A 25,564-nucleotide genomic window follows, 5' to 3' on the forward strand; every position below is an offset into this window, starting at 1 on the left:
GGCCGCTGCTGCGGCCGGCCCGGCCTCCGTCAGACCTCTTCGACGCTGCTCGGCTCGCGCCGGGACAGGTCGATGCCGAGCTCCTCGGCGGCGCGGAACACGTCCTCGTCGGAGTCCCGCATCTCGATGGACTGGCCGTCCGAGGACAGCACCTCCACGTTGAGGCAGAGCGACTGCATTTCCTTGATGAGGACCTTGAAGGACTCGGGAATGCCGGGCTCGGGGATGTTCTCGCCCTTGACGATGGCCTCGTAGACCTTGACTCGGCCGAGGACGTCGTCGGACTTGATGGTGAGGAGCTCCTGGAGCGCGTAGGCCGCGCCGTACGCCTCGAGGGCCCACACCTCCATCTCACCGAAGCGCTGACCACCGAACTGCGCCTTACCACCGAGCGGCTGCTGGGTGATCATCGAGTACGGACCGGTCGAACGGGCGTGCAGCTTGTCGTCGACCAGGTGGTGCAGCTTGAGGATGTACATGTAGCCGACCGAGACCGGCATCGGGAACGGCTCGCCGGAGCGGCCGTCGAACAGTCGGGCCTTGCCGGTGGAGTTCACCAGGCGCTCACCGTCACGGGTGAGGGTGGTGTTGTCCAGCAGGCCGGTGATCTCGTCCTCGCGGGCGCCGTCGAAGACCGGGGTGGCGAGGTTGGTGCCGCCCTCGACGGTGTCGGCGCCGATCGCCTGCAGGCGCTGGGCCCACTCGTCGGCCAGCCCGGAGACGTCCCAGCCCTGCTTGGCGAGCCACCCGAGGTGGATCTCCAGGACCTGTCCCGGGTTCATTCGGGACGGGACACCCAGCGGGTTGAGGATGATGTCGACCGGGGTGCCGTCCTCCAGGAACGGCATGTCCTCGACCGGCAGGATCTTCGAGATGACGCCCTTGTTGCCGTGACGGCCGGCGAGCTTGTCACCGTTGGTGATCTTGCGCTTCTGGGCCACGTAGACGCGGACCAGCTGGTTGACGCCCGGGGGCAGCTCGTCGCCCTCTTCGCGGTCGAAGACGCGGACGCCGATGACCTTGCCGGACTCACCGTGCGGGACCTTCAGCGAGGTGTCGCGGACCTCACGGGCCTTCTCACCGAAGATCGCGCGGAGCAGGCGCTCCTCCGGGGTCAGCTCGGTCTCGCCCTTGGGCGTGACCTTGCCGACCAGGATGTCGCCGGTGACGACGTCGGCGCCGATGCGGATGATGCCGCGCTCGTCGAGGTCCGCGAGGACCTCCTCGGAGACGTTCGGGATGTCCCGGGTGATCTCCTCGGGGCCGAGCTTGGTGTCACGGGCGTCGACCTCGTGCTCCTCGATGTGGATCGAGGAGAGGACGTCGTCCTGCACGAGGCGCTGCGACAGGATGATCGCGTCCTCGTAGTTGTGACCCTCCCACGACATGAACGCCACGAGCAGGTTCTTGCCGAGGGCCATCTCGCCCTCGTCGGTGCACGGGCCGTCGGCCAGCACCTGGTTGACCTCGACCCGGGCGCCCTCGTCCACGAGCACCTTCTGGTTGAAGGCGGTGCCCTGGTTCGAGCGGGTGAACTTGGCGGCGCGGTACGTGGTGTACGTGCCGTCGTCGTTGGCCACGGTGACGTAGTCGGCCGAGACCTCCTGGACGACACCGGCCTTCTCGGCGGTGATGACGTCCGCGGCGTCGACGGCGCAGCGGTACTCCATGCCGGTACCGACCAGCGGAGCCTCGCTCTTCAGCAGCGGCACCGCCTGGCGCATCATGTTCGAGCCCATGAGCGCGCGGTTGGCGTCGTCGTGCTCGAGGAACGGGATCATGGCGGTCGCGACCGACACCATCTGGCGCGGCGAGACGTCCATGTAGTCGATCTCGGTGCCCGGGATGTAGTCGATCTCGCCGCCACGGCGGCGGACCAGGACGCGCGGCTCGGCGAAGTGCAGGTCCGCGGTCAGCGGCGCGTTCGCCTGGGCGATGACGTAGCGGTCCTCCTCGTCGGCGGTCAGGTAGTCGACCTGCTCCGTGACGACACCCTCGATGACCTTGCGGTACGGGGTCTCGATGAAGCCGAACGCGTTGACCCGGCCGTACGAGGCGAGCGAGCCGATCAGACCGATGTTCGGGCCTTCGGGGGTCTCGATCGGACACATGCGGCCGTAGTGCGAGGGGTGCACGTCACGGACCTCGAAGCCGGCCCGCTCACGGGACAGACCACCGGGGCCCAGCGCGGACAGACGACGCTTGTGGGTCAGGCCCGACAGCGGGTTCGTCTGGTCCATGAACTGCGACAGCTGGCTGGTGCCGAAGAACTCCTTGATGGAGGCGACGACCGGCCGGATGTTGATCAGGGTCTGCGGCGTGATCGCCTCGACGTCCTGGGTGGTCATGCGCTCGCGCACGACGCGCTCCATACGGGCGAGACCCGTACGGACCTGGTTCTGGATGAGCTCGCCGACGTTGCGCAGGCGACGGTTGCCGAAGTGGTCGATGTCGTCGACCTCGACCACGATGTCGCGGCCTTCGTCGTCACGCCACTCGGTCTCGCCCGCGTGCAGCTTCACCAGGTACTTGATCGCACCGATGATGTCGGGCTCGGTGAGCACGCCGGAGTCCAGCGACTCGGCGTTGCCCAGCTTGCGGTTGACCTTGTAACGGCCGACCTTCGCGAGGTCGTAGCGCTTCGGGTTGAAGTACAGGTTCTCCAGAAGCGTCTGCGCGGCCTCGCGCGTGGGCGGCTCGCCCGGACGCAGCTTGCGGTAGATGTCCAGCAGCGCGTCGTCCTGGCCCTGGGTGTGGTCCTTCTCCAGGGTGGCGCGCATCGACTCGTACTCGCCGAACTCCTCGAGAATCATCTCGTTGGTCCAGCCGAGCGCCTTGAGCAGCACGGTGACGGACTGCTTGCGCTTGCGGTCGATGCGGACGCCGACCATGTCGCGCTTGTCGATCTCCATCTCCAGCCAGGCACCACGCGAGGGGATGACCTTGCAGGAGTAGATGTCCTTGTCGGACACCTTGTCCAGGGTGGAGTCGAAGTACACACCCGGGGAGCGGACGAGCTGCGACACGACGACACGCTCGGTGCCGTTGATCACGAACGTGCCCTTGTGGGTCATGAGCGGGAAGTCGCCCATGAAGACCGTCTGAGACTTGATCTCACCGGTCTCGTTGTTGGTGAACTCGGCCGTGACGAAGAGCGGGGCCGCGAACGTGAAGTCGCGGTCCTTGCACTCGTCAATGGAGTTCTTCGGCGGCTCGAAACGGTGGTCGCGGAAGGTCAGCGACATCGACCCGCTGAAGTCCTCGATCGGGGAGATCTCCTCGAAGATCTCCTCCAGACCGGACTTCGTGGGGACGTCCTGACCACTCTCCAGGGCCGCCTCGACCCGGGACTTCCAGGCCGCGTTGCCGAGCAGCCAGTCAAAGCTCTCGGTCTGCAGGGCCAGGAGGTTCGGGACCTCGAGGGGCTCCTTGATCTTCGCGAACGAGACGCGGAGCGGGGCGGTGGATGCGGCGGAATTGTTCGAGGCGTTGCGCGGCGCGGCCAAGAGGGGGGTCCTTCCGAGGGCTCGGAGCTCACTACGCGCGTACCAGCCGGGCCTGCTTGGGCTTGGTGCCGCCTCCCTCGCCACTGGCCTCCGCCGGGGTCGAAACCCCAGGTCAGAGCCGCTTTGCGGAGGCGGTGCCAGACCCCATCAGGGCAACGCAAACTCCGGGCGACGAGTCACGGAGAAGCTAACAGGCAGCGCAAAGGGACAGTGTAGCCAATGGCGACACTGCTGTCCAGCTCTGATTCGGAGACCGAATCGGAGACTCCTCCCGGTAGCCGGCGAGCGCGGGCGCCCACCGGGTACTGCTCTAACTCACGTGGAGTCATTTCCCGCCGGAGCCACTGGTTATGCATCCAGTGGCGAACCAACCGGGCGGACTCGCGCCTTGAGAATCGCGCGCCGCGCCAGGTTCGTCAAGGGCCCGCCGGCGGCGCGGGCCTCGACCTGTCTATCGACCCGGAGCCCCCCGGCGTTACAGAAGCCGTGGTGGCGCCGCCCTCGACGACGGTGATCACCATACCCCCCGGCACCGACGGTGCCGAGTGGGCCGTCGGCCACGCCGGCGGGCCGTACCGGCCGGTCGGGGGAACGGGACCGGGGGCGGCCCCGGCGGGGCCCGGGCCCGGCCCGGAAACGCGAAAAAGCCGGGCCGACCACCCGCAAGGGTGATCGGCCCGGCCCTACGCCCCCTCAGAGGGGGCGCGAGATCACTTGACGGTGACCTTGGCGCCGGCACCCTCAAGGGCAGCCTTGGCCTTCTCGGCAACGTCCTTGGCAACCTTCTCCAGGACCTTGGCACCAGCGGTGTCAACGAGGTCCTTGGCCTCCTTCAGGCCGAGGGAGGTCAGGGTGCGCACCTCCTTGATGACCTGGATCTTCTTGTCGCCAGCGCCCTCGAGGATGACGTCGAACTCGTCCTGCTCCTCAGCGGCCTCGGCGGCCGGGCCGGCAACGCCGGCGGCGGCAACGGCGACCGGGGCGGCGGCGGTGACGTCGAACTTCTCCTCGAAGGCCTTCACGAAGGCGGCCAGCTCGATGAGGGTGAGCTCCTCGAACTGCGCGAGCAGCTCGTCCTGGGACAGCTTCGCCATGATGGCGTCCTTCCACTAAATCGGCAGGTTGGTGCCGGATGTACGGGTGGGGCGGGCGTACGGGCCCGCAGCGAGGCGTGAGCCTGCCGAATTACTCGGCGGCGGCGTCCTCGGCGGCGGGAGCCGGCGTACCGGCACCGCCCTGCTCGACCTTGTCGCGCAGCGCGTCCACAGTGCGGACGAGCTTCGACGGCAGGGCCTGGAAGAGCGCGGCAGCCTGGGACTGCTTGGCCTTCAGGGCACCCGCCAGCTTGGCGAGCAGCACCTCGCGGGACTCGAGGTCCGCGAGCTTCTTGATCTCATCGGCGGACAGCGCCTTACCGTCAAGGACACCGCCCTTGATGATGAGAGCGGGGTTCTCCTTGGCGAAGTCACGCAGAGCCTTCGCCGACTCCACCGGGTCACCGGTGACGAAGGCGACAGCCGTCGGACCGTTGAACAGGTCGTCGAGCTCCGTGATCCCGACCTCATTGGCCGCGATCTTGGTCAGCGTGTTCTTCACCACGGCGTACTCGGCGTTGTCGCCGAGCGAGCGACGCAGGGTCTTGACCTGCTTCACCGAGAGACCGCGGTACTCGGTCAGCAGCGCCGCGGAGGAGCCACGGAACTTGTCCGTGATCTCGGCGACGGCGGCAGCCTTGTCGGGCCTGGCCATAGGCTTACGCCTCCTTCCGTGATGTCGAATTCGGGCCGACCGCGAAAGTCGACCTAGGTCGCCGTGGACCGACCGGACGGAAGGAAAGCCCTTGCAGAAATGCAATGAGCCCCGGTGCGCAGGGGCACGGGGCTCGGAACGACCTCGACGGACCTCCACGCGAACGCGGGACCCGGAAGTCGAAGCTCCAGACGCACCTGCGCGGGCTGCCTGCGACGAAGCGCAGATCCTTCGGTCACCTGCTCCCTGACGGGCGCGGCGACAACCAGCGGTCTTTGGCTTCGGCCAGCGTAGCCGGAGCCCTCCGCGAGGTGCAAATCGCCCTCGGGCGGTGAGGGCCCGGGCCGTCCCGGAGCATCCCGGGCGCCCGCTCAGCGGGCCAGCGGGGAGACCGTCCGGACGCCGGTGTCCGCGGTGTCCGTCTCGGCCGGCGCCTGCGCCGAGAGCAGCGCGCCGGCGAGGTCGGTGTAGAGCACCGAGTCGTCCGCCCGCCCACTGTCCCCGCTGCCGGTGCGCTGGAGCCGGACCAGCTGGTCCTTGTCGTTGAGCCAGAGGTCCAGGGTGAGGGAGATCGAGCCGCCGGGCGCGAGCGCGGCCCGCAGGCCGTCCCGGCGGGACCGGGTCAGCTGGGTCTGGGCGGCGGCGTACTTCTCGGCGGTGGTGGTGACCCGGTAGTGCTCGACGGTGGAGTCCTCGAACTTCTCCTCGCCGACGAAGACCGGGTCCGTCCCCTCGGCGTTGGCCGCGGTCAGCGCCTCGACCGGGTTCAGCAGGTCGATCAGCCCGGCGTACGGGATCTCCTTGTGGCCGTCCGCGTCCGGCGGGACGGTGAAGCGCTCCCAGTGGCGGCCGCCCTGCCGGGCCGCGGTGGCGGCGTCCCCGCCCTGGTAGGCGACGGTGTCCACGACGATCAGCTGCTCGGCCTCGGCCGGGGTGGAGCGCTTGATCTGGAGCGCGGTCTTGGGCTGCCAGAACAGCGGGCCGGACCCGGCGTCCGAACCGAGCCGGTAGCTGACCTTGGCCCGGCGGGCGGTCTGCATGGCCAGCTGGGCGGAGAGCAGCACCCCGTGCGGCGAGCGGTCGGTGGGCTTGGCCTGCGCGCTCGGGGAGGCGGTGGAGAGCGGGGCGCCGACCGGGCTCGGGCTGCCGGACATCACGACGGGCGCGCCGCCGTCCCCGCCGCATCCGCTCAGCCCGCTCGCCAGCAGGGCGACGGCGGCCACTGCCGCCAACCGCTGCCGTGCCGCCATCGCCCGTTCCCCTTTCGCCCGGCCCCGTCCTGCGGCGGCCCCGTCCCGGCCACCTTGCCACCCGTCCCCGGTCCGCCCGGTGGCGGCCCCCTCCGCCGGGCGGATCCACCGGGTCGGCCCAGCCGGGCCCGGGGCCGGGGAGGCGGGGACCGACTTCCGGCGCCCCGCCTCCCCGGCCGCGCGGATCAGCTGCCGGCCGCGGCCTTCTGGAGGTCGGCGAGGTCGATGAAGTCCGCCGGGGTGGAGGCGATCACCGGGGTGCCGTAGTCCGAGTAGCTGACGGTGACGTTCAGCGCGCCGGCCTTGGTGTCGGCCACCTCGCTCCGCTTGACCACGAGCTTGTCGGCGTCGACCCAGACGTCGATCTGGTCGGTGGTGATGCCGGCCGTGTCCAGGTTCTGCTTGATCTTGTCGACCTGCGCCTGGGTCATGCCCTGGCTGGTGGCCTTGAGCACGTCGGCCGCGCTGAGCACACCGGAGTAGTGGGTGGTGGCCTTGCCGTTCACCGTCTCCTGGCCGACCTCGGTGACCTTGCCGCTGGCGATCAGCGTCCGGACGCCCTGCACCGGGTCCGCGCTCTGCAGCTGGTCGGTCGTGCCACCGGACGCCTTGGCCATGTCGGCCTTGCTGTAGCGCACCCACTTCGGGCTGCCGCTCTCCAGCAGCTGCCCGCCCAGGCCCATGTACATGGCGTCCTTGGCGTACAGGTAGTGCACCTTCGGCCCGCCGGTCAGCGGCTCCAGGAGCTTGGCCATCGGGGAGCCCGACAGGTCCATCGTGAGGTCGGCCTCCAGGCCGTCGGCCCAGGACACCGCCCCCTGGCCCTTCATGACGACCTCGCCGACCTGGATCACCTCGTCGACCTTGGCCGACTTGGCCGCGCCGGTCTTCTGGGTGACCTGCTCCAGGAAGACCGCCGGGCTGACCTTCTCCGGCTTCGCGGCGGTGGTCGGGGCGGCGGCCGACGGGGTGGCCGAGGTGGCGGCCGTGGTCGGCGCGGCCGGGGCGGCGCTCTTGTCGTCGTTGTTGTTGCACGCGGTCGCGGTCAGCGCCAGGGCGGCGAGGACGACGGCGACGGCGGTCTTGCGGGTTCCAGCCATGATTCCCCCCTTGAGGACCCCCGGGCGCGTCGTGCGCCCGGGGTGGTAGCCGGTTGTTGCGGGTGGGCCCGGTGTCCGGTCCGGCCGGATCAGCCGAGCAGCTTGAGCAGGTCGGCCTCGTTGCCGAGGTCGCCGGCGGCCGGCGCCGCGATCGCGGCGGCCTTGCCGAGGTTGGAGTACTTGATCGTGACGGCCTGCTTCTCGCCGTTGGTGTCGCCGTACTCCTTGTACTGGACGAGCTCCTGGTTGCCGTTCAGCCAGAAGTCGATGGTGAGGGTCTTGCCGTCCTCCTCCAGCGTCTTCTGGACGGCCGTGCGCTGGCCCGCCGAGAGCGCCGTCATCCCGGCCACCAGCGCGGCGGTGTCCTGCTCCGCCCGCAGGTGGGTGGTCTGGACGCCGTCCACGGCCTCCTGGCCGACCTTGGAGAGCTTGCCGCTCTGGGCCGCGACGGTGAGCAGGACGACCGGGTTCGTCATCTGGCCGACCGCCCGGAAGCTGTCACCCGTCGCGTCGGCGGGCATCTTGACCCAGTGCTTGCCGCCCAGGGCCGGCGCGACGTCGTCGCCGCCGCCGAGGTAGGCGTCCGTTCCGAGCACCCGGATCCGGAGCTTCTTGCCCTCGATGTCGCTGGCCAGGTCCACGGCCGCCTTGGCCGGGTCCTTCCAGTCCGCGTCGCCGGTGCCGGCGGGGTCGGTGGGATCGGCCGGGATCATGGTGACCTTGCCGTTGCCGGCCTTCTGCATCACCACGGCGGACGCGGCCAGCGCGGCCTTCGGGTCCGCGGCCAGGGCCGCCGCGAGCGGGTCGGCGCCCTTGGCGTCGGCGCTCTTGGTGTCACCGGGCTTGGCCTCACCGGTCTTGGTGCCGCCCTTGGCGTCGCCGCTCTTGGCGTCACTGCCGCAGGCGGTCGCGGCACCGAGCAGGACGGCCGTCGTCGCGACGGCCGAGGCGAGGCGCAGAGCGCGCATGGAGATACCCCCGTGAGATCCAGATCCCCATGGAAGAACCGATCGTCAGCTCTTCTCATGTTCTTTTCATGCGGACTCTAACGGATCGTCGATGTCCCCACGCACCGGATATCCGCCTCCCCGTCACCCGCCCGCGGCGGGCGTCGCGTCCGCCGCCCCGGGAGCAGAGACATCGGTCGTCGTCACCGTGGTTCCCGCGTCCCCCCGGACCGTCTCGCGCAGCCGCAGCAGCTGCATGCCGGGCCCGACCCAGATGTCGTAGCCGATCGCCGTCACCCCGTGCTGCCGGTACCAGTCCAATGTGGCGGCGCGCCGTCGCGGGCTCAACTCGTCGTCCTTGCCGAACAGTTCGGCCACCGGCGCGGAGCCCTGGTAGTGCGCCACCGTCACCCCGGCCAGTTGCTCGCCGCCGAGCGAGGTGAGCTTGACGCCCTGGGCGACCTCGTACGCCCGGCCGCCCGGGCTGGAGATCAGCGCCGTCGTCCAGCCGCCCGCGAAGCCCTCCGGGTCAGGGCCCGCCCCGGGGTCGACCGACTCGGCGGTGCTCCGCTCCGCGTGCCTGGCCGCGCCGTCCTGGTAGACGAGGTCGAGGGCACCGTCCTTCACGGTCAGCCGGCCGCTGCCGCGTTCGTCGGTGACGGTCAGTCGGGCCTCGTCCGAGGCGCCCCAGACCAGGGAGCCGCTCGCGGTGCGCCGGCCGCCCGGGCCCTCCCGCACCACGTCGATCCGGGCGCTGCCGGCGTCGTCCAGCGCCTGCGCGGCGGTGAGCACCACCTGCTTGGGCGGCACCGGCGCGGGGCCCCCGGGGGTGCCGGTGGTCGGAGCGGCCAGCAGGCTGCACCCGGTGGTGGTGGCGAGCAGCAGGGCCGCTGCGAGAACGGTGGGGCGAGGGGCGGGCGGCACGGCACACTCCGGCGGTCACAGGTGCTCCATGTGGTCTGACCGGCAGAGCGTACGACGGTTCGGCCCGCCGTTCCCATCCGCGGGTGCCCCGGTCCGGCAGCCCGCCCGGCCCTCCGGCCCGCACCGGCCCCGCACCCGGGAATGACGGCGGGCCCGCACCCCCGGTGAAGGGGGTGCGGGCCCGCCGTACGGACTGCTCTAGAGCGCTGAGGCTCAGACCGCGGCCGGGTCCTCCTCGACGAGGAGGTTGCGGGTGCGGTTCGGGTCCACCTGGATGCCGGGGCCCATGGTGGTCGAGATCGCGGTCTTCTTGATGTAGCGGCCCTTGGCGGCGGACGGCTTGGCGCGGAGCACCTCGTCCAGCGCGGCGGCGTAGTTCTCGACCAGCTGCTCGTCGGTGAAGGAGGCCTTACCGATGATGAAGTGCAGGTTCGAGTGCTTGTCGACGCGGAACTCGATCTTGCCGCCCTTGATCTCGTTGACCGCCTTGGCGACGTCCGGAGTCACGGTGCCGGTCTTCGGGTTCGGCATCAGGCCACGGGGGCCGAGCACGCGGCCGAGACGGCCGACCTTGCCCATGAGGTCCGGGGTGGCGACGACGGCGTCGAAGTCGAGGCGGCCCTTGGCGACCTCGTCGATGAGCTCGTCGGAACCGACGATGTCGGCACCCGCAGCACGCGCGGCCTCGGCACGCTCGCCGGTCGCGAAGACCAGGACCCGAGCGGTCTTACCGGTGCCGTGCGGGAGGATCACGGTGCTGCGGACCATCTGGTCGGCCTTGCGCGGGTCGACACCCAGACGCATGGCGACCTCGACGGTGCCGTCGAACTTGGTGGTGCTGGTCGCCTTGGCGAGGCGGACGGCCTCGAGGGGGGCGTAAAGGCGCTCGCGGTCGACCTGGGCGTCCGCGGCCTTCAGGGCCTTGCTGCGCTTCATAGCTGCTCCTGAATGGTGAATGGAGGTGTGGTGTCACGGGCCTGCGCGGGCCCTACCACAAGAACCGGCTGAATCAACTTTTCCCTGGCGGGAAGGGAGATTCTCAGCCCTCGACGGTGATGCCCATCGACCGGGCGGTGCCGGCGATGATCTTCTCCGCGGCGTCCAGGTCGTTGGCGTTCAGGTCGGGCATCTTGGTGGTGGCGATCTCACGGACCTGGGCGCTGGTGAGCTTGGCGACCTTGGTCTTGTGCGGCTCGCTGGAGCCCTTGTCCACACCGGCGGCCTTCAGGATGAGGCGCGCGGCCGGCGGCGTCTTCGTGATGAAGGTGAAGGAGCGGTCCTCGTAGACCGTGATCTCCACCGGCACGATCATGCCGCGCTGCGACTCGGTCGCAGCGTTGTAGGCCTTGCAGAACTCCATGATGTTGACGCCGTGCTGACCCAGCGCGGGGCCGACCGGCGGCGCCGGGTTGGCCGCACCGGCGTTGATCTGGAGCTTGATAAGCCCCGTGATCTTCTTCTTCTTGGGAGGCATGTCTCTCCGGGTCCTTCCGAGAGGTGATTGCTGGTGCGTGCGGAACCGGGGCGACACCCGGCCGCCAGCACACACATCGGACCAGGCTAACGCGTCGGCGCCGCTGGACCAAAACGGATTCGGGGCAGGGCCCTCGGCCCCGCCCCGAATCCGAAGACCGTGGGACTAGTTCTTCTGGATCTGGTCGAAGGAGAGCTCGACCGGGGTCTCCCGGCCGAAGATCTCGACCAGGCCCTTGACCTTCTTCGAGTCCGGGTTGATCTCGTTGATGGTCGCCTGGAGGGTCGCGAACGGACCGTCGGTGACGGTGACCGAGTCGCCGACCTCGAAGTCCAGCACCTGGATCTCGCTCGGCTTGATCGGCGACGGCTTGCCCGCCTCCTTGGCGGCCTGGCGCTCGACGTCGGGGGCGAGCATCTTGACGACCTCGTCCAGGGTCAGCGGGTACGGGTCGTAGGCGTTGCCGACGAAGCCGGTGACACCCGGGGTGTTGCGCACGACGCCCCAGGACTCCGGGGTGAGGTCCATGCGCACCAGGACGTAGCCGGGGAGCTTGTTCTGGCGGATGGTCTTGCGGTCGCCGTTCTTGATCTGGACGACCTCCTCCTGCGGCACCTCGGCCTGGAAGATGTACTCCTCGACGTTCAGCGAGACGGCGCGCTGCTCCAGGTTCTGCTTCACCCGGTTCTCGTAGCCGGCGTAGGTGTGGATCACGTACCACTCGCCCGGCATGAAGCGCAGGTCCTCGCGGAACTTGGCGACCGGGTCGACCTCGTCGGCCGGCTCCTCCTCGACGGTCTCCTCGGCGGCGAGCTCGGCGTCGAGTTCGGCCTCGCCCTCCACGTGCAGCGCGGCCTCCTCGGCGGGCTCGCCGGCCTCGGCCTCGTCGTACGCCTCGACCTCGTCCTCGTCGCTGTCCGCGGCGTCCACGATCTGCTCGGCGGACTCGACGTCGTCAGCCAGCTCGGTCGCGTCCGGCGCGGCGGCGACATCCGCATCCGCCTCGCGGACGGTCTCGTCGGCGTCGTACAGGGGGGACTCAGACACGGTGGCGGCTTCTTTCCTGGAGATGGTGAAGGTGGCGCGCTCCTCGACCGGTCCGGCGTACGGCCGCTCGCGCGGGCGCCAGGCGAGGTCTCGGAGACTTCAACAGTACCGAGTCCACGGTAACCGCGCGTACGTCCGGCACCGACAGCTCGACCCGGGCCGAGGATTCGGCCCGGGTCGGGAAGCTGTTCGAAAGGTGAGGCGGCCGGTCAGCCGAAGACCAGGAGGCTCAGCTTGGAGAAGCCGTAGTCCAGGCCGGCCACGAAGGCCATCACGACCACGACGAAGGTGACCACGACGGCGGTGTAGCTGGTGAGCTCGCCGCGGGTGGGCCAGACGACCTTGCGCAGCTCGGCGATGATCTGGCGGTAGAACAGACCCATCCTGGCGAACAGGCCCTTCTTGGCCCGCTTGCCGGACTTCTTCTGCTTGCCGGACTTGTTCTCGCCCTCGGCCGTGTTCTCGGCAACGCCATCGGCACCCTCGGGGTTGCCGCTCTCAGGCGTTGCGGTGGAGCCCGTGGTCTCCGTCACTCGTCCTCACCTGAATCCGGGTCCTGCCGAGCTTCGCCGCGCTCCCGGTGGGGCACGGCCAGTCGGCCAGCGGTGCTGATCGGTGCCATCTCCGCATCAAGCCCGCTCACTCCTGTGGAGCGAACGGGCTGAAAACGGATCTAGCAGCAGGGCAAGAGGGACTCGAACCCCCAACCGCCGGTTTTGGAGACCGGTGCTCTACCAATTGAGCTATTGCCCTACGGTGCCTCGCGGCTCCGGTGGCGACCAACCTACCGCATCTCCCCCCGCTGTCTGTACAGGCGGTGAAAGCTCCGGTTTTTCTCGGCGGGCCGTCGAGCAGCGAGTGTACGTGGTCGAGGGGTGTTTGGTCGAACCTCTTCTTCCGGACCGGCCGGTCACCCGGCGGATGTCCGGTCCGGCGGGGCGCCCGCCGACGGATCGCCGGGGCCGCGATTCGGACGGGAACGTACGGATGCCGATACCCCGATGCCCGGTAGGTCCGGGTTCTGCGACGATGCAGGCATGAGCGCTTCCACCCCTCAGCCCGACCAGTCCATCCGCCCCGCCGACCGCCGGGTCTCCGCCCGGATCGGTGCGATCGCCGAGTCCGCGACCCTCGCCGTGGACGCCAAGGCCAAGGCCCTCAAGGCCGCCGGCCGCCCGGTCATCGGCTTCGGCGCCGGTGAGCCCGACTTCCCCACCCCGGACTACATCGTCGAGGCGGCCGTCGAGGCCTGCCGCGACCCGAAGAACCACCGGTACACCCCGGCGGGTGGCCTGCCCGAGCTGAAGACCGCGATCGCCGCCAAGACGCTGCGCGACTCCGGCTACCAGGTGGACGCCTCCCAGGTGCTGGTCACCAACGGTGGCAAGCAGGCGATCTACGAGGCCTTCGCGGCGATCCTGGACCCGGGCGACGAGGTCATCATCCCGGCCCCGTACTGGACCACCTACCCGGAGTCGGTGCAGCTGGCCGGCGGCGTCCCGGTGGAGGTCGTCTCCGACGAGACCACCGGCTACAAGGTCTCGGTCGAGCAGCTGGAGGCCGCGCGCACCGAGAACACCAAGGTCGTGCTGTTCGTCTCGCCGTCCAACCCGACCGGCGCGGTGTACACCGAGGCCGAGGCCGAGGCGATCGGCCGCTGGGCGCTGGAGCACGGCCTGTGGGTGCTCACCGACGAGATCTACGAGCACCTGGTGTACGGCGACGCCACCTTCACCTCGCTGCCGGCCCTGCTGCCCGAGCTGGCCGACAAGTGCGTCGTGGTCAACGGTGTCGCCAAGACCTACGCGATGACCGGCTGGCGGGTGGGCTGGGTGATCGGCCCCAAGGACGTCATCAAGGCCGCGACCAACCTCCAGTCGCACGCCACCTCGAACGTCTCCAACGTCGCCCAGCGCGCCGCCCTGGCCGCCGTGGCCGGCGACCTGGACGCGGTCTCCGAGATGCGCGAGGCCTTCGACCGCCGCCGCAAGACCATCGTGCGGATGCTCAACGAGATCGACGGCGTGTTCTGCCCCGAGCCCGAGGGCGCCTTCTACGCCTACCCGTCGGTGAAGGGCCTGCTGGGCAAGGAGATCCGCGGCAAGCGCCCGCAGACCTCCGGCGAGCTGGCCACCCTGATCCTGGACGAGGCCGAGGTCGCGGTCGTCCCGGGCGAGGCCTTCGGCACCCCCGGCTACCTGCGGCTCTCCTACGCGCTCGGCGACGCCGACCTGGTCGAGGGCGTCAGCCGGGTGCAGAAGCTGCTCGGCGAGGCCCGCGACTGACGCGGTTCCAGCACTGACGTCAATCCGACATACGGGATTCACCCGGCACGCCGCCTCCTTTCACCCCTTCGGGGGATGGAAAGGAGGCGGTTCCCGTTCGGGGGCCGCATACGGCAGTATCGGTGAATGGAACGCCTGTTGAACCCGCGAGACGTCAGGGGCCTCCCGAAGGCCCACCTGCACCTGCACTTCACCGGCTCGATGCGGCCCGCCACCCTCCTGGAGCTGGCCGACAAGCACGGCGTCCGGCTGCCGGAGGCGCTCAGCTCCGGCGAGCCGCCCCGACTGCGGGCCACCGACGAGCGGGGCTGGTTCCGCTTCCAGCGGCTGTACGACACCGCCCGCTCGGTGCTGCGGGACGAGGAGGACATCCGCCGGCTGGTCCTGGAGACCGCCGAGGACGAGCGGCGGGACGGCTCCCGCTGGCTGGAGATCCAGGTCGACCCGACCTCGTACGCGCCCCGGCTGGGCGGGCTGATCCCCGCGCTGGAGCTGATCCTGGACGCCGTGGAGCACGCCGCCGCGGCGACCGGCGTGGGCATCCGGGTCCTGGTCGCGGCCAACCGGATGAAGTCCCCGATGGACGCCCGGACGCTGGCCCGGCTGGCCGTCCGCTACGCCGACCACGGGGTGGTCGGCTTCGGCCTCTCCAACGACGAGCGCCGGGGCCTGGCCCGGGACTTCGACCGGGCCTTCGCGATCGCCCGCAACGGCGGGCTGCTGGCGGCCCCGCACGGCGGCGAGCTCTCCGGCCCGGAGTCCGTCCGGGACTGCCTGGACGACCTGGGCGCCGGCCGGATCGGCCACGGCGTGCGCGCCGCCGAGGACCCGAGGCTGATGGAGCGGCTGGCGGACCGGCAGGTCACCTGCGAGGTCTGCCCGTCCTCCAACGTCTCGCTCGGCGTCTACGAGCACCCCGAGGAGGTCCCGCTGCGCCGGCTCTTCGACGCCGGGGTGCCGCTCGCGCTGGGCGCGGACGACCCGCTGCTGTTCGGCAGCCGGCTGGCCGCCCAGTACGAGCTGGTCCGGGACGTGCTGGGCTTCTCCGACGCCGAACTCGCCGAGCTGGCGCGGCAGTCGGTGCGCGGTTCGGTCGCGCCGGAGGCCGTCCGCAAGGAACTGCTGGCGGACATCGACGCCTGGCTGGTGGGCGGCCGAGCCCCCGCGGAGCCGGCCGCCGTACCCGCCTGACGAGGCGCTGCCTCAGAGCTTGACGCCCACCATCACCGGCTCGTTCACCAGTTCCACCCCGAAGGCCTCGCGGACCCCGTCCCGGATCTCCCGGGCCAGCGCCAGCAGGTCCTCGGCGGTGGCCGAGCCGCGGTTGGTGAGCGCCAGGGTGTGCTTGGTGGAGAGCGTCGCCGGGCCGCTGCCGTAGCCCTTGCCGAAGCCGGACCGGTCGATCAGCCAGGCCGCCGAGGTCTTGGTGCGGCCCTCCGGGGCCGGGTAGGCGGGGGCGTCCTCGGCACCCGGGCGGGTGCGGAACGAGTCGTACTGCGCGGCCGTGAGCACCGGGTTGGTGAAGAAGGAGCCGGCCGACCAGGTGTCGTGGTCCGCCGGGTCCAGCACCATGCCCTTGCCGGCGCGCAGCAGCAGCACCGCGTTCCAGGCGGTGCCGACCGCCACCCGCTCGCCCTGCTCGACGCCCAGGTGCCGGGCGGTCTCGGCGTAGCGGACGGGGGTGGAGAGGCCGCCGTTGTCCTCCAGGCGGAACCGCACCCGCAGCACCACGTAGCGCTCCGGCTCGGCCTTGAAGCGGCTGTGCCGGTAGGAGAACGCGCACTCGGCGTTCGAGAGCACGACCACCTCGTCGGCGGCACGGTCGTACGCGACCACCTCGGTGACCGACTGCGCGACCTCCTGGCCGTAGGCGCCCACGTTCTGCACCGGGGTGGCACCCGCCGAACCGGGGATGCCGGCCAGGAACTCGATGCCCGCCAGCTCGTGGTCCACGACGGTCCGGCGGACCACCTCGGACCAGGTCTCGCCGGCCGCGACCTCCAGCGCGGTGCCGTCCAGGGCGAAGCCCTCGGTGGCGATCCGCAGCACGGTGCCGGGGAAGCCGGCGTCGCCGATCACCAGGTTGGAGCCGCCGCCGAGGACCAGCAGCGGCTCGCCGGCCGCGTCGGCCTCGCGGACGGCGGCGATCACCTCGTCATCGGTGTGGGCGGTCACCAGGCGGCGGGCCGGGCCACCGAGCCGGAGCGTGGTCAGCGGGGCGAGGGGGGCGTCGTTTTCTACCAGCACGCCCACCAGCGTACGGGTGGCGGGGGTGCCTCCCGGCACGCCCGCCGCCCGTACTCCCGCCCCCCGTACGCCGCTCGCCCGTACGCCGGTCGCCCGGGGCCGGCGCCTCAGACCCCCGCGGGCACGGCCGGCTTCCCGGCCCGCTCCTCCCGCACCCCCGCGGCCGCCGCCGCGCGCCGCCGGGGGATGAACACCGCGGCGAGCGCGCCGAGCCCGACGGCGGCCCCGCCGACGTACAGCGCGGGCACCAGCCCGTCCGTGAAGGCCTGCGTCGACTGGTAGCCGCCCCGCGCCGAGAACACCGCGGCGAGCACGGCGACCCCGAGCGCCCCGCCGACCTCGCGCAGCGCGTTGTTGGCGCCGGAGGCGATCCCCTGCTCCTGCGGCCGGACGCTGGCCATCACCAGCTGGGCGGTCGGGCCGAAGTACAGCGACATGCCGATCCCGCAGATCACGATGGCCGGGATCTGGGCGGGGTAGTCGAGGCCGGTGCTCCCGTCCGCGACCAGGCCGAACAGCACCAGGCCCACGGCCTGCAGGGCCAGCCCGGCGACCACGATCGGGCGGCCGCCGATCCGGTCGGAGACGATGCCCGCGACCGGGGAGACCAGCAGCGGCATCGCCGTCCACGGCAGCATCCGGATGCCCGACTCCTGCGGGCTGAAGCCGCCGACACCCTGGAGGTACTGGCTGATCAGGAAGATCGAGCCGAACATCCCCAGGTACATCAGCAGGCTGGCCGCGTTGACGGCGGAGAAGGCCCGGCTGCGGAACAGCCGCATCGGCAGCATCGGATGGGCGGCCACCCGCTGCTCGTACCAGACGAAGGCGGTCAGCAGCAGGACGCCGGCGACCAGGGCGCCGAGGACCAGCGGGCTGGTCCAGCCGTCCGGGTTGCCGCGGATCAGGCCGAGGACGACCCCGAACATCCCCAGGCTGACCAGCAGGGTCCCGGGCACGTCCAGGGCCCGGCCCGCGCCCCGGCTCTCGCCGAGCCGCAGGTAGGCCAGCGGCAGCAGGACGAGGCCGACCGGGACGTTCACCCAGAAGATCCACTGCCAGGAGAAGTGCTCGGTCAGCGAGCCGCCGATCAGCGGCCCGGCGGCGACGGCGAGGCCGCTGACGCCCGACCAGATGCCGAAGGCCATCCCCCGCCTGGCCGCGGGCACGGCGGTGGTGAGCAGGGTCAGGGTGAGCGGCATCATCACCGCGGCCCCGACGCCCTGGACGGCCCGGGCGGCGATCAGGTCGCCGATGCCCGGGGACATCGCCGCCGCGGCGGAGCCTGCGGTGAAGACCGTCAGGCCGACCAGGAAGATCCGTCGGCGGCCGAAGCGGTCGCCGAGCGCGGCGCCGAACATCAGCAGCACGGCGAAGCTCAGGGTGTAGGCGCTGACCGTCCATTCGAGGTCGGACAGCCCGCCGCCGAGTTCCTCGCGGATCGACGGCAGTGCGGTGGTGACCACCAGGTTGTCCAGGGCGGCCATGAAGCCGGCCGCGCTGACGATCACCAGCGTCCAGATCGCGGTTCTGCCCATGGTCGGTTTCTCCGTCATGACGTCCCCCAGTTTCCTCTAGGTAGTTATTGCTCAATAACTTTCGTGGGCCGAAAAAAGGCCGCACGGACACCGCCGCGCGGCCCGGCTACTCGGGCTCCTCGCACCCGTCGAAGCCGCTCCACATCCGGTGGTCCGGCGGATAGCCCAGCGCCACCATGGTGTTGATCAGCATCCCGTACGCGAAGAACTGCGTGGCGTCCCTCATGCCCCCGCCGATCCGGATCCTGACCCGGTCGAACAGGCTCTCCCACAGCCGCCGGGCGGTCTCCCCGACCTCCTCCTCGCCGGCCGCCCGGGCCGCGAAGACCGAGACGTAGAGCTGCATCTGCATCATGAGCTGGTCACGGTCCTCGACCAGGCTCATGTACGCGGCGGACATCGCGTCGGCGGCCTCCTCGCCGGACAGCCCGGCCGAGGCCTCGTCGAACACCCGCCAGGTCTCCTCGACGCAGCGCTCGGCAGCCGCGGCGAAGATCGCCTGCTTGCCCGGGAACAGCCGGAACAGGTACGGCTGCGAGACGCCCACCCGGCGGGCGATCGCCTCGGTGGAGGTGCCGTGGTACCCACCCCGGGCGAACTCGATCAGGGCGGCCCGGACGACGCTCTCGCGCCGCTCCTCCGCGCTCATCCGGATGCTCGACTTCGCCATGAGTTCCAAGTTAGTGGCCAATCACTATCAAGGCAAGGCCCGCGGCCGCGGCCGGAGATCCCGTGAGTACGGGGCTCCGGCCGCGACCGCCGTCGCGAGGGGGCGGCTCAGCCGAGCCGGACCACGGCCCGGGACATCCCGAGCACCTTCTGACCGCCCGCGGTGGCCAGCAGGTCGACCTGCACCCTGCGGTCGTCCAGCTTCTTGGCGACCTTGGCCGAGACCTCGACCACCGCGCCGACCCCGTCGTTCGGCACCGGCACCGGGCGGGTGAAGCGCACGCCGTACTCGACCACCGCGGCCGGGTCGCCGACCCAGTCGGTGACCACCCGGATCGCCTCGGCCATGGTGAACATGCCGTGCGCGATGACGTCCGGCAGGCCGACCTCCAGGGCGAACCTCTCGTTCCAGTGGATCGGGTTGAAATCGCCCGAGGCGCCCGCGTACCGCACCAGCGTGTCGCGGGTCACCGGGAAGGACTGCGCCGGCAGCTCGGTGCCGACCTCGACCTCGTCGTAGCCGATCGCCATCGCGCTCACTCCCCCGCCTCGTCGGCGGCCCGGGCCACCAGGGTCATGACCGACGTCACAACGTGCTCGCCGGTCGCGTCCGTCACCTCGCCGCGCACGGTGAGCACGTCGTTGCCCGCCAGCGACTTGATGTTGTCGATGGTCACCGCGACCGACAGCCGGTCACCGGCCCGCACCGGGCGGGTGTAGGCGAACTTCTGGTCGCCGTGCACCACCCGGCTGAAGTCCAGGCCCAGCTCCGGGTCCTCGACCACCTGGCCGGCCGCGCGGTAGGTGATCACGAACGGGAAGGTCGGCGGGGCGATCACGTCGGGGTGGCCCAGCGCCTTCGCCGCCTCCGGGTCGGTGTACGCCGGGTTGGCGTCGCCGACCGCGGTCGCGAACTCGCGGATCTTCTCCCGGCCGACCTCGTACGGCTCGGTGGGCGGGTAACTACGCCCGATGAAGGAGGGGTCGAGCGCCATGGCAGCTCCTCGGAACGCGGGTGGATACGAAAAAACTCCGGGCCGCACCCCCTGTGAGGGATGCGGCCCGGAGTAGAAGACCTGATTTCACACAGGCCCGTCGCCCTACTTCAGGGTCAGCGGGTCTCGCGGTGCGCGGTGTGCGAGTTGCAGCGGGGGCAGTGCTTCTTCATCTCAAGACGGTCCGGGTCATTACGCCGGTTCTTCTTGGTGATGTAGTTCCGCTCCTTGCACTCCACGCAGGCCAGCGTGATCTTCGGGCGGACGTCGGTGGCAGCCACGGGAGTGCCTTCCTTGGACAACGAATAAGAACACAACAAGAGTAGCCGACCGGGAGTGCGATCTCCCGACCGACTACGCGGGGTAGCGGTGACCGGACTTGAACCGGTGACACAGCGATTATGAGCCGCTTGCTCTACCAACTGAGCTACACCGCCACAGTGATCCACAGCACAGCCGAGGCTGACTGCTTCTCACCGAGCCCCCATGCGGAATCGAACCGCAGACCTTCTCCTTACCATGGAGACGCTCTACCGACTGAGCTATAGGGGCGAACGAGGAAGAGATTACACGTTTCGCGCCCGGAGGTGAAATCCGTATCCCGCGGCGAAGACCGCAGGTGGGTGAGGGGTACGGGCGGACGATCCAAGGCCTTGCGTTCGATCGGGCCGCGAGCGCCGCGGCCCGACCCGATACGACTATTGCCCGCCTCCCGGCGCCCCGCCCCCCGGGCCCATAGGCTCGACGCTCATTGATCGGGAGGACCGCCCGGCGGTACGGGCCAGCGGCCCGGGGCCGACCGCACGGGCCGACGCGAGAAGGAGCCGGCGATGGACAGCGCAGCCGCCGACGGGCCGCACTCCGGACCCGGCCCGGCGGCCAACCCGCTCGGGCACGGCCCGGTCCTGCTCCTCACCGGCGCCCGGCTGGCCGACGGGCGGGTGGTGGACGTCCGGATCAGCGGCGACCGGATCCAGGCGGTCGGCACCGTCGGCAGCCTCGGCCCACTGCCCGCCCTGCCCGGCGCGCCCACCGTCACCACCGGCGCCCGGATCGACCTGCGCGGCTACCTGCTGCTCCCGGCCCCCGCCGAGGCGCACGCCCACTACGACACCGCGTTCTCCGCCGCGCTGGCCGCCCCGCCGCCGGACACCCCGGCCGACCTCACCCGCCGGGTCACCGAGGCCGCGCTGACCTCGCTCGGCTACGGCGCCACCGCCCAGCGCACCCACGTCCGGATCGGCGACGTGCACGGACTGCGCCGGCTGGAGGCGGTGCTCACCGCCCGGCAGGCGCTGCGCGGGCTGGCCGAACTCCAGGCGGTGGCGATGCCCCGGCTGCTCACCGGGCGGGCCGGCGCGGACGGCCGGGCGCAGCTGCGCGAGGCGCTCAAGCTGGGCGCCACCGCGGCCGGCGGCTGCCCGGACCTGGATCCGGACCCGGCCGGGTACGTGCAGCTGCTGCTGGAGGCCGCCCGGGAGGCGGACTGTCCGGTGGACCTGCACACCGGCGCCGCCGACGCCGCCCAACTCGCCCGGATGGCGGGCGCGTTGGCGCCGCTACGGCCGCGGGTGACGCTCGGCCCGTGCGGGGCGCTGGCCCGGGGCGGGTCGACGGTGCTGGCGACCAGCGGGATCCGGGTCGTCTGCCTGCCGCAGAACGGCGGCTGCACCGGAATGGAAGGCCGGACGACGGGCCTGCGGCCGGGCCTGGTAAGGGAGTTGGCCGCCGCCAGGGTGCCGCTGGCGGCGGGCAGCGGGGCGCTGCGCGACCCGTCCAACCCGGTCGGCCGGGCGGATCCGCTGGAGTCGGCGTACCTGCTGTCGGCCGGTGGGGAGCTGGACCCGGCGGCGGCGTACGACGCGGTGGCGAACCAGGCCCGGGCGGCGCTCGGGCTGGCCCCGGTCCGGGTGGACGCCGGGTTCCCGGCGGAGCTGCTGGCGGTGCGCGGGGACAGCCTGGCCGGGGCGCTCGCGGGCGGGCACAGCCGGCTGGTGGTGCACAGCGGCCGGGTGGTCAGCCGGACCAGCGCGGTCCGGGAGTTCGCGGACACGGTGGCGCTGGCGCTGCCCCGGCAGTCCGGGGCCGCGGACGGCTGATCCGGGGGACGGACCCGGCCCCGACGACAGATGGGGGCGCGCGACGGATGTCGCGCGCCCCTCCCCCACCTGCTGGCCGTCCTCGGACGGCTGCCGGAGCGGACCCGGGCCTCCCCCACACGGAGCCGGGCCGCTCGTTCGACACCGACACTACGCCCGCGGAACACCGCCCCCGGGCGGTCTTGACGCCCTCCTGTCGTCCACCGGAGCGCTCTTGACGGCTCGTTGACGAGGGCTCGCCCGCCGGTCCGTCACGGCACGTACCGGTACCCGATCCCCGGCTCGGTGATCAGGTGCCGCGGCCGGGCCGGATCGCGCTCCAGCTTGCGGCGCAGCCCGGCGAAGTAGACCCGCAGGTAGTTGCCGCGCCCCTCCTGGGCCGGGCCCCACACCTCGCGCAGGATCTGCCGCCCGGGCACCAGCCGCCCGGGGTTGGCGAGCAGCAGGGCGAGGATGCGCCACTCGGTCGGGGTGAGCCGGACCGGACCGTTCGGGCCGTTCACCGCGGTGGCCGCGAGGTCCACGGTGTGGTCGCCGATCACCGGCCGGCCCGACGGCACGCCGCCCGGCGGCCGGCGCAGCACGGCGCGCAGCCGGGCCAGCAGTTCCTCCATCAGGAAGGGCTTGGTGAGGTAGTCGTCGGCGCCCGCGTCCAGGGCGCCCACCTTGTCGGCGGCGTCCGTCCGGCCGGAGAGCACGATGATCGGCATCGCGCTGCGGGTGCGCAGGCCGCGCAGCACGTCCATCCCGTCGAGGTCGGGCAGGCCGAGGTCGAGCAGGACGGCGTCCGGGGTGCTGTGCGCGGCGCGGTCGAGCGCCTCGCCGCCGCTGGCGGCGGTGCGGACGGCGTACTGCCGGGCGCTGAGGTTGATCCGCAGGGTGCGCAGGAGGGCCGGCTCGTCGTCGACGACCAGGATCTCACTCATGTCGCGATTCCTCCCCGGGGTGTCCGGGCTCGGTGGCGGCGGGGTCTGAGGTGGCGGGGGCTGTGGCGGCGGGCCCGGTGGTGGCGGCGGGCAGGGTGAGCAGCATGGTGGTGCCTCCACCCGGGGTGTCCTCGACCTCCAGGCTGCCGCCCATCGCCTCGGCGAGGCCCCGGGAGAGGGCGAGGCCGAGGCCGACGCCGGTGGTGTTGTCGGTGTCGCCGAGGCGCTGGAAGGGCAGGAAGACCCGGTCGCGGTCCTCGGGGGCGATGCCGGGGCCGCGGTCGATCACCCGGATCTCGACCTGGTCGGCGTGGTGGCTGGCGGTGACCAGGACGGGCGCGCCGGGGGCGTTGTACCGCAGCGCGTTGGTGATCACGTTGGCGAGCACCCGCTCCAGCAGCGGCGGGTCGGCGAGCACCGGCGGCGTGGTCTCCAGGTCGAGCGGCTGGACCGGTGCGTACGGGTCGGGGAGGCTGTCCAGCGCCCGGGGCAGGATCTCGTCCAGGTGGGTCTCGGTGAGGTGCAGGGTGAGCGCGCCGGCCTGGAGGCGGCTCATGTCGAGCAGGTTGTCGACCAGCCGGGTGAGCTTGACCAGCGACTCGTCGGCGGTGGCGAGGAGTTCGGACTGGTCCTCGGGCGAGAACTCGACGTCGGGGCTGCGCAGCGAGCCGACCGAGGCGCGGGCGGCGGCCAGCGGGGTGCGCAGGTCGTGGCTGACGGCGGCGAGCAGGGCGGTGCGCATCCGGTCGGCGGCCTTGATCGGCTCGACCTCGGCGGCGACGACGGCAAGCCGGTCGCGCTCCAGCGCGGCGGCGACGTGGGCGGCGAAGGCGGTCAGCACCCGCTGGTCGGCGGCGGGCAGCCGGCGGCCGGTGAGCACCAGGACGGCGTCCGGGCCGACCGGGACCTCGGTGGTCTCGTGCGGCCCGTCGCCGTCGCCCCGGTGGTCCCCCGCGCAGTGCGCGAGCGCCTCGCCGTCGACCCGCGAGAGCAGGGCGACGGCCCGCATGCCGAAGGCCGTCCGGGACTTCTCCAGCAGGGCGGGCAGCGCGTCGGCGCCGCGCAGCACGCTGCCCGCCAGGGTGGAGAGGGTCTCGGCCTCGGCGGTGGCGCGGGCGGCCCGGCTGGTGAGCCGGCCGGCGTGGTCGACCACGGTGGAGACGGTGAGCGCGATGGCGGCGAAGACCACCAGGGCGACGATGTTGTTGGTCTCGCCGATGGTCAGACTGTGGATCGGCGGGATGAAGTAGTAGTTCAGCAGCACCGAGGCGACGACCGAGGCCAGCAGGGCCGACACGGCTCCGCCGAGCAGGGCGACGATGACCACGCCGAGCTGGAAGATCAGCGCGTCGGTGGTCAGGTTGATGCTGTGGTGCGCCTGGGAGAGCAGGGCGGTGAGCAGCCAGGGCACCGCCAGTCCGGCCAGGTAGCCGGCGAAGGTGCGGCGCCGGGAGTGGCGGCGGCCGAGCGAGGGCAGCCGGCCGCGGCCGGTGAACTCGTGGGTGACCATGTGGACGTCGATGTCCTCGGAGGCGTCCACGGTGGTCTGCCCGGTGCCGGGACCGGTGAGGAAGCGGTTGATCCGGCCGCGGCGGCTGGTGCCGAGCACCAGCTGGGTGGCGTGGTGGGCGCGGGCGAAGGTGAGCAGCGCGGTGGGGACGTCGTCGCCGACCACCACGTGGTAGCTGCCGCCGAGGGCCTCCGCCAGCTGCCGCTGCTGGGCGAGCGCGCCGGAGGAGGCGCCGGCCAGGCCGTCGCTGCGGGAGACGTGGACGGCCAGCAGCTCGCCGCCGGCCGTGCGGTCGGCGATCCGGGCGGCGCGGCGGATCAGGGTCTCGCCCTCGGGGCCGCCGGTGAGGGCGACCACGACCCGTTCGCGGGTCTCCCAGACCCGGTCGATGTTGTGGCTGGCCCGGTAGTCGCGCAGGCCCTCGTCCACCCGCCCGGCCACCCAGAGCAGGGCGAGTTCGCGCAGGGCGGTGAGGTTGCCGACCCGGAAGTAGTTCGAGAGCGCGGCGTCCACCTTCTCCGCCCGGTAGACGTTGCCGTGGGCCATCCGGCGGCGCAGCGCCTGCGGGGCCATGTCGACGAGTTCGATCTGGTCGGCCCGGCGGACCACCTCGTCCGGGACGGTCTCGCGCTGCGGGATGCCGGTGATCTTCCGGACGACGTCGTTCAGCGATTCCAGGTGCTGGATGTTGACGGTGGTGATGACGTCGATCCCGGCGGCCAGGATCTCCTCGACGTCCTGCCACCGCTTGGCGTGCCGGCCGCCGGGGACGTTGGTGTGCGCCAGCTCGTCCACCAGCACGACGGACGGGCGGCGGGCGAGCACGCCGTCGAGGTCCATCTCGTCGAACCCGGCGTCCCGGTAGGCGCGCCGGACCCGCGGCAGGACCTCCAGGCCGGCCAGCATGGCCTCGGTGTGGCGTCTGCCGTGGCACTCGATGTACCCGACCACGACGTCGGCCCCGCGCTGCTGTCTGCGCCGGGCCTCGTCCAGCATCCGATAGGTCTTGCCGACCCCCGGCGCGGAGCCGAGGTACACCCTCAGGCGGCCGCCGCGGTTGCCGGTGCCGGGGGTGAGGTCGCGGGCCATGGGCACTGCTCTTTCCATCGAAAAGTGGTGCACGTCTGCGGACGCGGGTCGGCCGGCCCGGGGGGGGGGGGGGGGGGGGGGGGGGGGGGGGGGGGGGGGGGGGGGGGGGGGGGGGGGGGGGGGGGGGGGGGGGGGGGGGAGGGGGGGGGAGGGGGGGGGGGGGGGGGGGGGGGGGGGAAGGGGGGGAGGGGGGGGGGAAACACCCCCCT

The 25,564-nt window shown here is 71.7% G+C and carries 22 protein-coding genes and 3 tRNA genes; 3 read left to right on the forward strand and 22 right to left on the reverse strand.

The genetic code is table 11. The features are described from left to right. Positions 1-29: 29 nt before the first annotated feature. From rpoB to ACZ6EM_RS15540, 12 genes are all read right to left on the reverse strand, one after another. Positions 30-3,506, reverse strand: a complete 3,477-nt coding sequence (gene rpoB, locus ACZ6EM_RS15485; RefSeq protein WP_359897540.1) for a DNA-directed RNA polymerase subunit beta — start codon at positions 3,504-3,506, stop codon at positions 30-32. 710 nt (positions 3,507-4,216) lie between these two features. Continuing rightward, positions 4,217-4,600 carry a 50S ribosomal protein L7/L12 gene (gene rplL, locus ACZ6EM_RS15490; protein ID WP_401052223.1) on the reverse strand — a complete coding sequence of 128 codons (384 nt, stop codon included), beginning with the start codon at positions 4,598-4,600 and terminating at the stop codon, positions 4,217-4,219. A gap of 91 nt (positions 4,601-4,691) precedes the next feature. Beyond that, the gene (gene rplJ, locus ACZ6EM_RS15495; RefSeq protein ID WP_045693068.1) at positions 4,692-5,255 is read right to left on the reverse strand and encodes a 50S ribosomal protein L10; all 564 of its coding nucleotides are present in this window, start codon (positions 5,253-5,255) and stop codon (positions 4,692-4,694) included. A gap of 371 nt (positions 5,256-5,626) precedes the next feature. Further along, positions 5,627-6,505 (reverse strand): SCO4651 family lipoprotein, encoded by an 879-nt coding sequence (locus ACZ6EM_RS15500; RefSeq protein WP_465772539.1) that lies wholly within the window; start codon positions 6,503-6,505, stop codon positions 5,627-5,629. A 185-nt stretch (positions 6,506-6,690) separates the two neighbouring features. Continuing rightward, positions 6,691-7,605: an SCO4651 family lipoprotein gene (locus ACZ6EM_RS15505; RefSeq protein ID WP_465772540.1), complete on the reverse strand. Its 915-nt coding sequence runs from the start codon at positions 7,603-7,605 to the stop codon at positions 6,691-6,693. A gap of 89 nt (positions 7,606-7,694) precedes the next feature. After that, complete coding sequence (locus ACZ6EM_RS15510) at positions 7,695-8,573, reverse strand: SCO4651 family lipoprotein (protein WP_465772541.1); 879 nt, start codon at positions 8,571-8,573, stop codon at positions 7,695-7,697. Positions 8,574-8,696: 123 nt separating this feature from the next. Further along, positions 8,697-9,476, reverse strand: a complete 780-nt coding sequence (locus ACZ6EM_RS15515; protein ID WP_359897544.1) for a hypothetical protein — start codon at positions 9,474-9,476, stop codon at positions 8,697-8,699. A 213-nt stretch (positions 9,477-9,689) separates the two neighbouring features. Next, positions 9,690-10,412 (reverse strand): 50S ribosomal protein L1, encoded by a 723-nt coding sequence (gene rplA / locus ACZ6EM_RS15520; RefSeq protein ID WP_196951777.1) that lies wholly within the window; start codon positions 10,410-10,412, stop codon positions 9,690-9,692. A 103-nt stretch (positions 10,413-10,515) separates the two neighbouring features. After that, positions 10,516-10,950 carry a 50S ribosomal protein L11 gene (rplK, locus tag ACZ6EM_RS15525; RefSeq protein ID WP_359897545.1) on the reverse strand — a complete coding sequence of 145 codons (435 nt, stop codon included), beginning with the start codon at positions 10,948-10,950 and terminating at the stop codon, positions 10,516-10,518. A gap of 165 nt (positions 10,951-11,115) precedes the next feature. Further along, on the reverse strand, positions 11,116-11,997 hold the full coding sequence (nusG, locus tag ACZ6EM_RS15530; RefSeq protein WP_380357517.1) for a transcription termination/antitermination protein NusG: 882 nt from the start codon (positions 11,995-11,997) through the stop codon (positions 11,116-11,118). Positions 11,998-12,206: 209 nt separating this feature from the next. Beyond that, positions 12,207-12,530 carry a preprotein translocase subunit SecE gene (gene secE, locus ACZ6EM_RS15535; RefSeq protein ID WP_359897547.1) on the reverse strand — a complete coding sequence of 108 codons (324 nt, stop codon included), beginning with the start codon at positions 12,528-12,530 and terminating at the stop codon, positions 12,207-12,209. A 147-nt stretch (positions 12,531-12,677) separates the two neighbouring features. Next, positions 12,678-12,750 (reverse strand) — tRNA-Trp (locus ACZ6EM_RS15540). A 284-nt stretch (positions 12,751-13,034) separates the two neighbouring features. Between ACZ6EM_RS15540 and ACZ6EM_RS15545 the strand changes: the two genes are divergently transcribed. Both ACZ6EM_RS15545 and ACZ6EM_RS15550 read left to right on the forward strand, forming a co-directional pair. Beyond that, positions 13,035-14,282 (forward strand): pyridoxal phosphate-dependent aminotransferase, encoded by a 1,248-nt coding sequence (locus tag ACZ6EM_RS15545; RefSeq protein ID WP_359897548.1) that lies wholly within the window; start codon positions 13,035-13,037, stop codon positions 14,280-14,282. A gap of 126 nt (positions 14,283-14,408) precedes the next feature. Further along, positions 14,409-15,473 (forward strand): adenosine deaminase, encoded by a 1,065-nt coding sequence (locus tag ACZ6EM_RS15550; RefSeq protein ID WP_359897549.1) that lies wholly within the window; start codon positions 14,409-14,411, stop codon positions 15,471-15,473. A 12-nt stretch (positions 15,474-15,485) separates the two neighbouring features. Here ACZ6EM_RS15550 and ACZ6EM_RS15555 read toward each other — a convergent pair whose 3' ends face one another. From ACZ6EM_RS15555 to ACZ6EM_RS15590, 8 genes are all read right to left on the reverse strand, one after another. Further along, entirely contained in the window at positions 15,486-16,568 is a 1,083-nt protein-coding gene (locus tag ACZ6EM_RS15555) for a UDP-N-acetylmuramate dehydrogenase (RefSeq protein WP_452177428.1), read from the reverse strand. 68 nt (positions 16,569-16,636) lie between these two features. Further along, positions 16,637-18,085, reverse strand: a complete 1,449-nt coding sequence (locus ACZ6EM_RS15560) for an MFS transporter (protein ID WP_401047092.1) — start codon at positions 18,083-18,085, stop codon at positions 16,637-16,639. A gap of 88 nt (positions 18,086-18,173) precedes the next feature. Beyond that, entirely contained in the window at positions 18,174-18,737 is a 564-nt protein-coding gene (locus tag ACZ6EM_RS15565) for a TetR/AcrR family transcriptional regulator (RefSeq protein ID WP_401047089.1), read from the reverse strand. 107 nt (positions 18,738-18,844) lie between these two features. Beyond that, the gene (locus ACZ6EM_RS15570; protein ID WP_401047087.1) at positions 18,845-19,267 is read right to left on the reverse strand and encodes a MaoC family dehydratase; all 423 of its coding nucleotides are present in this window, start codon (positions 19,265-19,267) and stop codon (positions 18,845-18,847) included. Between the two features lie 5 nt (positions 19,268-19,272). Next, a complete protein-coding gene (locus tag ACZ6EM_RS15575; protein WP_359897553.1) occupies positions 19,273-19,731 on the reverse strand; it encodes a MaoC family dehydratase N-terminal domain-containing protein in 459 nt (152 codons plus the stop codon). A 116-nt stretch (positions 19,732-19,847) separates the two neighbouring features. Continuing rightward, the gene (rpmG, locus tag ACZ6EM_RS15580; RefSeq protein WP_006604855.1) at positions 19,848-20,012 is read right to left on the reverse strand and encodes a 50S ribosomal protein L33; all 165 of its coding nucleotides are present in this window, start codon (positions 20,010-20,012) and stop codon (positions 19,848-19,850) included. 83 nt (positions 20,013-20,095) lie between these two features. Next, positions 20,096-20,168: transfer RNA gene (locus ACZ6EM_RS15585), tRNA-Met, on the reverse strand. 42 nt (positions 20,169-20,210) lie between these two features. Then, positions 20,211-20,283 (reverse strand) — tRNA-Thr (locus tag ACZ6EM_RS15590). 278 nt (positions 20,284-20,561) lie between these two features. Here ACZ6EM_RS15590 and ACZ6EM_RS15595 point away from each other — a divergent pair. After that, entirely contained in the window at positions 20,562-21,830 is a 1,269-nt protein-coding gene (locus ACZ6EM_RS15595; RefSeq protein ID WP_452177427.1) for an amidohydrolase family protein, read from the forward strand. Positions 21,831-22,081: 251 nt separating this feature from the next. Here the strand turns inward: ACZ6EM_RS15595 and ACZ6EM_RS15600 are convergent, their stop codons facing one another. Together ACZ6EM_RS15600 and ACZ6EM_RS15605 are read right to left on the reverse strand one after the other, a co-directional pair. Continuing rightward, the gene (locus tag ACZ6EM_RS15600) at positions 22,082-22,756 is read right to left on the reverse strand and encodes a response regulator (RefSeq protein ID WP_465772542.1); all 675 of its coding nucleotides are present in this window, start codon (positions 22,754-22,756) and stop codon (positions 22,082-22,084) included. Further along, entirely contained in the window at positions 22,749-25,355 is a 2,607-nt protein-coding gene (locus tag ACZ6EM_RS15605) for an ATP-binding protein (protein WP_452177426.1), read from the reverse strand. The genes ACZ6EM_RS15600 and ACZ6EM_RS15605 overlap by 8 nt, the downstream gene beginning before the upstream one ends. Between the last annotated feature and the right edge of the window lie 209 nt (positions 25,356-25,564).

The organism is Kitasatospora sp. NPDC041917, from assembly GCF_055589745.1.

Bases quoted from the DNA above. Each gene is read 5' to 3' on its own strand.
- ACZ6EM_RS15550 (WP_359897549.1), top strand. From the start codon at position 14,409: ATGGAACGCCTGTTGAACCCGCGAGACGTCAGGGGCCTCCCGAAGGCC.
- ACZ6EM_RS15595 (WP_452177427.1), top strand. From the start codon at position 20,562: ATGGACAGCGCAGCCGCCGACGGGCCGCACTCCGGACCCGGCCCGGCG.
- ACZ6EM_RS15545 (WP_359897548.1), top strand. From the start codon at position 13,035: ATGAGCGCTTCCACCCCTCAGCCCGACCAGTCCATCCGCCCCGCCGAC.
- rplK (WP_359897545.1), bottom strand. From the start codon at position 10,950: ATGCCTCCCAAGAAGAAGAAGATCACGGGGCTTATCAAGCTCCAGATC.
- ACZ6EM_RS15560 (WP_401047092.1), bottom strand. From the start codon at position 18,085: ATGACGGAGAAACCGACCATGGGCAGAACCGCGATCTGGACGCTGGTG.
- ACZ6EM_RS15565 (WP_401047089.1), bottom strand. From the start codon at position 18,737: ATGGCGAAGTCGAGCATCCGGATGAGCGCGGAGGAGCGGCGCGAGAGC.
- ACZ6EM_RS15570 (WP_401047087.1), bottom strand. From the start codon at position 19,267: ATGGCGATCGGCTACGACGAGGTCGAGGTCGGCACCGAGCTGCCGGCG.
- rplA (WP_196951777.1), bottom strand. From the start codon at position 10,412: ATGAAGCGCAGCAAGGCCCTGAAGGCCGCGGACGCCCAGGTCGACCGC.
- ACZ6EM_RS15575 (WP_359897553.1), bottom strand. From the start codon at position 19,731: ATGGCGCTCGACCCCTCCTTCATCGGGCGTAGTTACCCGCCCACCGAG.
- ACZ6EM_RS15605 (WP_452177426.1), bottom strand. From the start codon at position 25,355: ATGGCCCGCGACCTCACCCCCGGCACCGGCAACCGCGGCGGCCGCCTG.
- rplJ (WP_045693068.1), bottom strand. From the start codon at position 5,255: ATGGCCAGGCCCGACAAGGCTGCCGCCGTCGCCGAGATCACGGACAAG.
- ACZ6EM_RS15600 (WP_465772542.1), bottom strand. From the start codon at position 22,756: ATGAGTGAGATCCTGGTCGTCGACGACGAGCCGGCCCTCCTGCGCACC.
- rplL (WP_401052223.1), bottom strand. From the start codon at position 4,600: ATGGCGAAGCTGTCCCAGGACGAGCTGCTCGCGCAGTTCGAGGAGCTC.
- ACZ6EM_RS15510 (WP_465772541.1), bottom strand. From the start codon at position 8,573: ATGCGCGCTCTGCGCCTCGCCTCGGCCGTCGCGACGACGGCCGTCCTG.
- ACZ6EM_RS15505 (WP_465772540.1), bottom strand. From the start codon at position 7,605: ATGGCTGGAACCCGCAAGACCGCCGTCGCCGTCGTCCTCGCCGCCCTG.
- ACZ6EM_RS15500 (WP_465772539.1), bottom strand. From the start codon at position 6,505: ATGGCGGCACGGCAGCGGTTGGCGGCAGTGGCCGCCGTCGCCCTGCTG.